7 protein-coding genes and 1 pseudogene are annotated in these 7,278 nt (G+C 65.4%); 2 read left to right on the forward strand and 6 right to left on the reverse strand.

The window, feature by feature from the left end; all coding sequences use genetic code 11:
* Window positions 1-5: 5 nt before the first annotated feature.
* Both ACZBJS_RS37815 and ACZBJS_RS37820 read right to left on the reverse strand, forming a co-directional pair.
* Window positions 6-1,055, reverse strand: a complete 1,050-nt coding sequence (locus ACZBJS_RS37815) for an amidohydrolase family protein (RefSeq protein ID WP_076832638.1) — start codon at window positions 1,053-1,055, stop codon at window positions 6-8.
* A 133-nt stretch (window positions 1,056-1,188) separates the two neighbouring features.
* Complete coding sequence (locus ACZBJS_RS37820; RefSeq protein WP_463439989.1) at window positions 1,189-2,133, reverse strand: EamA family transporter; 945 nt, start codon at window positions 2,131-2,133, stop codon at window positions 1,189-1,191.
* Window positions 2,134-2,222: 89 nt separating this feature from the next.
* Between ACZBJS_RS37820 and ACZBJS_RS37825 the strand changes: the two genes are divergently transcribed.
* Window positions 2,223-2,846: a CGNR zinc finger domain-containing protein gene (locus tag ACZBJS_RS37825; protein ID WP_057020096.1), complete on the forward strand. Its 624-nt coding sequence runs from the start codon at window positions 2,223-2,225 to the stop codon at window positions 2,844-2,846.
* 12 nt (window positions 2,847-2,858) lie between these two features.
* Here the strand turns inward: ACZBJS_RS37825 and ACZBJS_RS37830 are convergent, their stop codons facing one another.
* Window positions 2,859-3,686: an MBL fold metallo-hydrolase gene (locus ACZBJS_RS37830; protein WP_463439990.1), complete on the reverse strand. Its 828-nt coding sequence runs from the start codon at window positions 3,684-3,686 to the stop codon at window positions 2,859-2,861.
* Between the two features lie 174 nt (window positions 3,687-3,860).
* Between ACZBJS_RS37830 and ACZBJS_RS37835 the strand changes: the two genes are divergently transcribed.
* Window positions 3,861-4,811, forward strand: a complete 951-nt coding sequence (locus ACZBJS_RS37835) for an alpha/beta fold hydrolase (protein ID WP_456864429.1) — start codon at window positions 3,861-3,863, stop codon at window positions 4,809-4,811.
* Here the strand turns inward: ACZBJS_RS37835 and ACZBJS_RS37840 are convergent.
* From ACZBJS_RS37840 to ACZBJS_RS37850, 3 genes and pseudogenes are all read right to left on the reverse strand, one after another.
* A complete protein-coding gene (locus tag ACZBJS_RS37840) occupies window positions 4,795-6,312 on the reverse strand; it encodes a permease (RefSeq protein WP_463439991.1) in 1,518 nt (505 codons plus the stop codon). The genes ACZBJS_RS37835 and ACZBJS_RS37840 overlap by 17 nt on opposite strands.
* Window positions 6,309-7,061 carry an ABC transporter ATP-binding protein gene (locus ACZBJS_RS37845; protein ID WP_463439992.1) on the reverse strand — a complete coding sequence of 251 codons (753 nt, stop codon included), beginning with the start codon at window positions 7,059-7,061 and terminating at the stop codon, window positions 6,309-6,311. The genes ACZBJS_RS37840 and ACZBJS_RS37845 overlap by 4 nt, the downstream gene beginning before the upstream one ends.
* A gap of 118 nt (window positions 7,062-7,179) precedes the next feature.
* A pseudogene (locus ACZBJS_RS37850) lies at window positions 7,180-7,278 on the reverse strand (IS5/IS1182 family transposase); the annotation flags it as partial.

The following is a 7,278-nucleotide window of genomic DNA, read 5'->3' on the forward strand; positions in this document are numbered from 1 at the left end:
AGAGCTTACCCGATATCGAGCCGATAGACATCCTTTGCCGTCTTCAAGAACAACGCCGTCTTTTCGGCTTCGCTATATTGTGATGCAAGCCGTTTAAAGGTGTTGAAGATGACCTGGTAGCTGCATTGCCCCTTATCAGGTGGGAAGTTGCTCTCGAACATGCAACGGTCCGGACCGAACGCCTCGATGCAGGTCTCGACATAAGGCCGCCAGGCGGCAGCAAGTTCCTCCGACGAGGGCGGCCTGGGGCGGAGGTGGAAGTCGTAGCCGAGCAGGCACATCGCCAGCCCGCCGAGCTTGACCACGACGTTCGGGCATTTGGCGATCTCCTGGATCGACGCCTGCCAGACCGGAAAGGTCTCCGTGCGCTTGCCGGCGAAACGGCCGGTGCCGACCGGCCCGCCGCAATGATCGAGCACGATCCGAGTGTCGGGGAAGGTGCGGGCGAGGTCGGTCAGCTCGCCGATCTGCGGGTGGAACAACCAGGCATCGAAGCTGAGGCCGAGCGGTGCCAGGCAGGCGAACCCCCTACGAAAGGTGGAGTCCAGCAGAATGCCCTTCGGTCGGTTCGCGTACATGTGGGCGACGTTGGGGTCTTCATCCCAGGCCGAGGAGTGGCGGATGCCGCGGAACCGGCCGTTGCCGGCGGCAATCTCCGCCTCCAGCACCGCCTTGGCCTGATCGCCGATCAGAAGGTTAACGTGGCTGACGATGCCGGCGCAGATCGCCGCCTTGCCGTAGCCGCCGCTCGCCGCCATCGCCGCGACGCCGTTGGCGAACTCGACCTCGCCGACCGGACGGAACGCCTCCGGGCCGTCGGCGCGGTACATCGACCGGCAATCGACATAGACGGTCGCCACGATGTTGTGGCCGGACGCGATGTCGTCGCGCATCTCCTCGATCAGATAGCGCAAGCCCCCGCGGTCCCAGAGATGGTGATGCGGATCGACGATCGGACGGGCCGGATCGATGATCTCCTCGGTGTATTGGGCGAGCCAGTCTTCGCGCGGATTGGCATAGAGCCCGCTGGCGGAGGCGGGCAGAGTGCTGGCCATGGATGATGCTCCCTGTTCTTGCTCTTGTCGGCCGCCGATGCGATGTCGGCTTTGGGGAGGATAACGAGCCGCGCAGGAGCGCGTCAAACCGGGCCTCTGCCTGAGGAGGCATGCGTACGTCTGCGCGTGCCGGTCACCCCGACCGTATTGCCGGTCGCGACCATGTCATCGACTGAGCTTGCCTCGCCGACGCCGGCGATGCCTCCTCGGCGCGCCAGGTGATGATGACCGAGGCGATGACAAGAAGCGCTCCAAACAACATCGTGACGGAAAACGGCTCGCCCAGAATCAGCGTGCCGAGCAGCACGGCGATGATCGGGTTGACGAAGATGTAGGTCGAGACCATGAACGTCGACACATTGTCGAGCAGCCAGCGAAATGCCGTGAAGCCGATGACGCTGCCGGCGATGGCGAGATAGATCACGGCCGCGAGCGAGGGCGCCGAAACGTCGCGCGGCGAGAAGCCTTCCAGTTCACCGGACGCAAGACTGATTGCAAACAGGACCGCGCCGCCGATCGACAGTTGCATGCCTGACGACAATGTTGGCGAACCATGATCCGAAGTCCGGCGCGACAGCACCGTGCCCACCGCCCAGGAGAACGCCGCAGCGAGCAGCAGCAGAATGGGAAGGATACTGAAATGGCCCTGTTCGGCCGATTGCCAGCCCACGATTGCAACACCAGCAAGGCCGGGCAGCAATGCGGCGAGCGTCATGGTCGCGGGACGCCGGGTTTGCGGATACAGGAAATCGATGAGCAACACCCAGAACGGGATCGTAGCCAGCATGATCGCGGCGATGCCGGACGGAACCGATTGCTGGGCATAAGCGAGAACACCATGGCAGCCGACGAAGAACAGCACGCCGCAAAGTGCTGCGGTCAGCCAGTTCCACCGCGAAACACGCGTGACGTCCGCCCCGTTCATCGCGATCAGGATCAGGCCGCCGCCGAGCGAGCGAAGGCCCATCAGCAGGAACGGCGGGATCGACTTCAAGCCGAGCGCGATCGCGAAATAGGTGGAACCCCAAAGCAGGTAGATAGCGGCGAACGCGCCGACAATCAAAAGGCGCTTGGACATGGGAGGCTCCCGAGCTAGATTCTAACCCCTTAATGGGTTATCAATCCAACCCATTAAGGGGTTATGCGTTCCGGAGGAGTTGCTGGACCATGCCGCGCGTTCCTTCGCCTGAGGCGTCGTCCCGGGAAGAGCTCAGCATCAAGTTCGTCAATACGGTCGCATGGCGTCTCCGCGACCTGGTTGAGGATCGGATCGCGACCTCGGATTCCATTCTGAAATGGCTGGTCGATGCCGAACTGGCGGATCGCCGGATCGCCGCGCAGCTCAGGGCGCGATGGAAAACCTCACCGCACGAGGCCGATGCCTTTCTGAATGCGGCGCATGGTCTGCGCGAGGCGCTCTACAGGATCTTTATCGCCCGCATCGGAGGCGGCCGGATCGATCCGACGGCGCTGGCCGATATCAACCGATACCTTGAAGCCGCGTTGGGCGGTGTTGCGCTCGCACCTGTCGGCGACACCCTGCGGTGGCTGCCGACAGCCGGGAAAGTTGCGCCCGAGACGCTGCTCAAGCCGATCGCATGGTCGGCGGTGAGCCTTCTGACCGGGCCCCGTGCGCTGAGGGTGAAGCAGTGCCAGGATGAGCGGGGTTGCGGTTGGTTGTTCGTTGACGAGAGCCGTACTCAGAACCGGCGGTGGTGCTCGATGGGCGATTGCGGCAATCTTGCCAAATCGCGGCGGCACTACCGGCGCAGCCAGGCGGCGGAGGAATGAGTGCGTTGAGCCTCACACCCCATCGAGGATGATCACCGTCGGCGTCGCCGGCAGGGTGTCGCGCGAAATCCGCAAGGTGCGCTCGCCGCCGCGGCGATCGATCTCGAACTGCTGGCCGATCAGGCGCATGAATTCGTCGAGCGGGGTGGCGAAGCGGTGCATCGGCAGCACGACGGCGGCGCGCAATCGCCTGGTGATCTCGGAGATGCCGTCGAGCGACATCGTATAGGTGCCGTCGATCGGCACCATCACGATGTCGAGCCGGCCGATCGCGGCGAAATGGCTGTCGTCGAGTTTGACGTGGAGGTGGCCGAGATGGCCGATGCAGAGGCCGGCGACCTCGAAGATGAAGATCGAATTGCCGTCCTTGATCATCTCGCCGGCGGAGTCTTCGCCCCAGTAGCGGCGGATGTCGGTGGTGACGTTGCGGATATAGACGTCGCCGATGCGCATCGCGTAATGCGCGGCCTGGCCGTTCTCGCCCCAGCCATGCAGCACGTGGGGAATCTTGGGGTCGGGAAACAGCGTGTAATGGGTCGCGTGGGCCCGGTTCATGGTCGCGACGTCGGGCAGCCGCCCGGTCCGATAGACGCCGTTGTAGTCGGTCGCGATCCGGATGCCGCCGGGCGTGTCGATATAGTAGGTCGAATGGCCGGCATAGGTGATCGCGACTTCGTCGGACTTGGTCGCGTTCTTGTCCGCGACGCGGCGGTAGCTCACGGGAGCGGCGCGCGGCGGCGCATTTGCCATCGCCAGGCATTCGCTGCGCCGGGCGTCCTGCGCAAAGGCGTGACCGGTCAATGATCCCAGCAAGACGAGCGCGGCGAGCAATCTCAGCATGACCTGTTCCGTCTGCGGCGGCATCCGCGGACGGAAGAGTAGCGCGCAATTGGCGCGCCGTCATGATGAGGCCCGTGCATCGCTCCATGGCGCGGGTTGCAACACGAGCCGGGCGATTATTGCGTCGGGACACGCTAGGATGCCGCGCAAACGATCGAGATCAGGGAGTTCTGCGTGACTGATACCGTCTCTTCGCAGCGCGCGCCTTCGACCAAACGGCTCGAGCCATTGCGCCATGTCGATGCCGGTGTGCTCAACATCGCCTATTACGAAGCGGGCCCCTCCATTGGGCCGGCCGTGCTGCTGATGCATGGCTTCCCCTACGACATCCATTCCTATGTGGACGTCGCGCCCATGCTGGCGGCGCAAGGCTGTCGGGTCATCGTGCCCTATCTGCGCGGCTACGGACCGACGGCGTTCCGCGACAAGGCGACGCCGCGCTCGGGCGAGCAGGCGGCGGTCGGCGCCGACTTGATCGCGCTGATGGACGCGCTCGGCATCGAGCGCGCGGTGTTCGCCGGCTATGACTGGGGCGGCCGCGCCGCATCGATCGGTGCGGCGCTGTGGCCGGAACGATGCATCGGACTCGTCTGCACCAACGGCTACATGATCCAGGACATCGCTCATGCGATGGTGCCCGCGCCGCCTGATCGCGAGGTGCCGCTTTGGTATCAGTACTACTTCCAGCTCGAGCGGGGGCGGGCGGGGCTCGCCGCCAACCGGCGCGGCATCGCCAAAATCCTGTGGTCGCAATGGTCGCCGAGCTGGGCGTTCGACGACGCCTGCTTCGAGCGGACCGCGGTTGCGTTCGACAATCCTGATTATGTCGACGTCGTGATCCACAGTTATCGCCACCGCTACGGCGTTGTCGACGGGGATCCGCAATATGCGGATTTGCAGCGGCGGCTCGACACATTGCCTGTCATCAGGGTCCCCGCCATCTCGCTCGACGGCGCCGACGACGGCGTGACGTTCGCGACCGACGGCAGTCGCACCGCGGCAAAGTACACCGGCCGCCTTGCCCATCGCCTGATTCCGCATGCCGGCCACAATCTGCCGCAGGAAGCGCCCGAGGCGTTTGCCGCGGCGGTGATCGAGGTGATGAAGGCTAGCGCCGCGGGCTGATCTTCCAGGCGATGGCAAGCGTCAGCAGCGTCAGAATGCCGCTGACCAGCGCGGCCGTCGGGATTGTCAGGGCCAACGCCGCGGTTGCGGCCCAGCCGATCGAGGAGAAGGCTTCCGCGAAGGTGGCGATACGGGAGGAGGTTTGGCGCCGGCGGAACTGGCTGCGCTTGGCCTGCGCGCGGAACCAGAGCTGGACCGCGGCGGCGGATCCGGTCGCGATGAGGATCGCGATCGCCGTGACCGCGGCCTGCCCTGGCGAGGCAAACGCCAGCGCGGCCACCAGCGGGGCGAAGATAACGGCGATTGCGATCAGGACCACCTCGACCTTGGCGCGGGTCACGCGTGACGGCGGCAGCGGCGCGGTCGCCACCAGATCGGGCGCGTCCTCGCCGGAGATGGTCAGCCAGGCGAGCCCGCCGGCGAGCTGGCCTGCGGCCATTACGATGACGGGCGTAATCAGCACGATCGCGGTCGACGTGCCGGAGAAGCTGCGCCACAGCATCAGCGCCGGCGGCAACAGATAGAGCATCTGCATCAGGGTCTGCGACAGCAGCCACGGATCGCGACGCAGCAGCAAGAATTCCTTGCGCCGCAGCGCCTGCTGCCGCGAGCCCGCCCGGAACGCGCGGGCGCGTCCCCGCGTCACCGCAGCTGGATTGGCGGCGACGCTGGCGACCGTATAGGCAAACCGCGGTGCGAATATCGCCATCACGCCGCCGAGCATCACCAGCGCCGCGGCGAGCAGCAGCATCATGATTTCGAGGTCGCCGAGCGATGCCCGCGCCGGCCACCACAGCAGGTTGCCGAGGGCGGGGGCAATTCGCGCCGCGGTTTCCGAGGTCAGGAAGGCAAAGCGCGACAACGTGCCGTAGGACAGCACGGCCACGACCTGCAGCGCGATGACGAAGCCGGCGCCGATCACGGCGGAGACGACCTGCGCCACCAGCCGCGTCCGGCTCGGCCCGATCAGGCGGAACAGGAACGCGGTGACGGCGATCGCGGCGGCTGCCGCCGACAGCCCGATCGCAAGGACGACGCCGAAGCCGGCGAGCCACCGCGGGCCGCCGAGATAGACCAGCACGTCGATGAACGGCGTCGACAGCAACAGCGCCATGCTGCTCACCGTCAGCGCGATCGCGGCGATCCGGATCGAGAAGATGTTGGTGAGTTTTGCCGGCGACGACATGATCAGATCGAGATCGGCGCGGGCGTAAAACACGCGCGTCACCGACTCGATCGCCTGCGAGAGCATCAGCGCCCAGGCCAGGAAGATCGTCGCGGTCAGCACGATCAGCGACGACGGGTCGAGCGGAAACCGCAGGTCGGCATAGCGGTTGACCACGGCATAAGCCGGCAGATGCAGGATCGCCGCGAAGATCAGAAGGCCGATCACGGCGCGATTGCGCCGGCGACGGCCGCCGGTCATCATCGCCAGCCATTCGCGCCACGCCAGGCGGAATTCGTGCCGCGCGAACCAGGTGAGGTGGGCGACCGAGCTCACGCGGCCGCCGCTTCGGTATCGACCAGCGCGATGAACATGTCCTCGAGGGTGGTGTCGTTGCGGCCGTTCTGCGCGCGCAGCTCGGCCAGCGTGCCCTCGGCGATCAGCCTGCCGGCCGCGATCACGCCGATCCGGTCGGCCATCCGCTCGGCGATTTCGAGAATGTGGGTCGTCATGATCACGGTGCAGCCGGCGCGGACGCGCTTCTGCAGCAGTCCCTTGACGTGACGCGCCGACAGCGCGTCGAGGCCGGTCAGCGGTTCGTCGAGAATGATCAGGCGGGGATCGTGCACCAGCGCGCCGGCCAGCGCCACCTTCTGGCGCATGCCCTTGGAGAAGCCTTCGCAGCGCTCGTTGAGATGCGGCTCGAGCCCGAGCGACACCAAAAGATCGCGCGCCGAGCTCTCCGACGTGCGCGGATCGATGCCCCACAGGCCGGCGACGAATTCGAGATATTCCAGCGGCGTCAGCTTGTCGTAGATCATCGGCTCGTCGGACACCCAGGCCATGATCTGCTTGGCGGCGACCGGATCGGCCAGCGCGTCGATGCCGAGGATCGACACCGAGCCGGCATCGGGCCGCAATAGCCCCGCCACCATGCGCAGCGTCGTGGTCTTGCCGGCGCCGTTCGGTCCGAGCAGCGCATAGAACTCACCGACACGGATCGTGAGATCGAGCGCGTCGACCGCCGGGCGGTCAAAACGCTTGGTTAACCCTCGCACGGCGAGTGCGGACAGTTCAGGTGTCATGGCGGGGTGGCGATCCGGAATTTCGCTCGTCGGTTGCGCAAAGCTTGGACAAAAACCGTTTCGGTGCAGTGAATCGCACGGGGCAAATCAAAGGTGATATCCGTATTAGAGCCTGTCCTCAGTTGAGCAAGATGAAAGCTGAGGCCAAGTGGATGCCGGCGAGAAAGTTTCTGGCGAGTTTGTCGTAGCGGGTCGCGATAGCGCGAAAGTGCTTGAG

The sequence above is a fragment of the Bradyrhizobium sp. KZN70725 genome (assembly GCF_055264925.1).

Bases quoted from the DNA above. Each gene is read 5' to 3' on its own strand.
- ACZBJS_RS37815 (WP_076832638.1), bottom strand. From the start codon at position 1,055: ATGGCCAGCACTCTGCCCGCCTCCGCCAGCGGGCTCTATGCCAATCCG.
- ACZBJS_RS37820 (WP_463439989.1), bottom strand. From the start codon at position 2,133: ATGTCCAAGCGCCTTTTGATTGTCGGCGCGTTCGCCGCTATCTACCTG.
- ACZBJS_RS37825 (WP_057020096.1), top strand. From the start codon at position 2,223: ATGCCGCGCGTTCCTTCGCCTGAGGCGTCGTCCCGGGAAGAGCTCAGC.
- ACZBJS_RS37830 (WP_463439990.1), bottom strand. From the start codon at position 3,686: ATGCTGAGATTGCTCGCCGCGCTCGTCTTGCTGGGATCATTGACCGGT.
- ACZBJS_RS37845 (WP_463439992.1), bottom strand. From the start codon at position 7,061: ATGACACCTGAACTGTCCGCACTCGCCGTGCGAGGGTTAACCAAGCGT.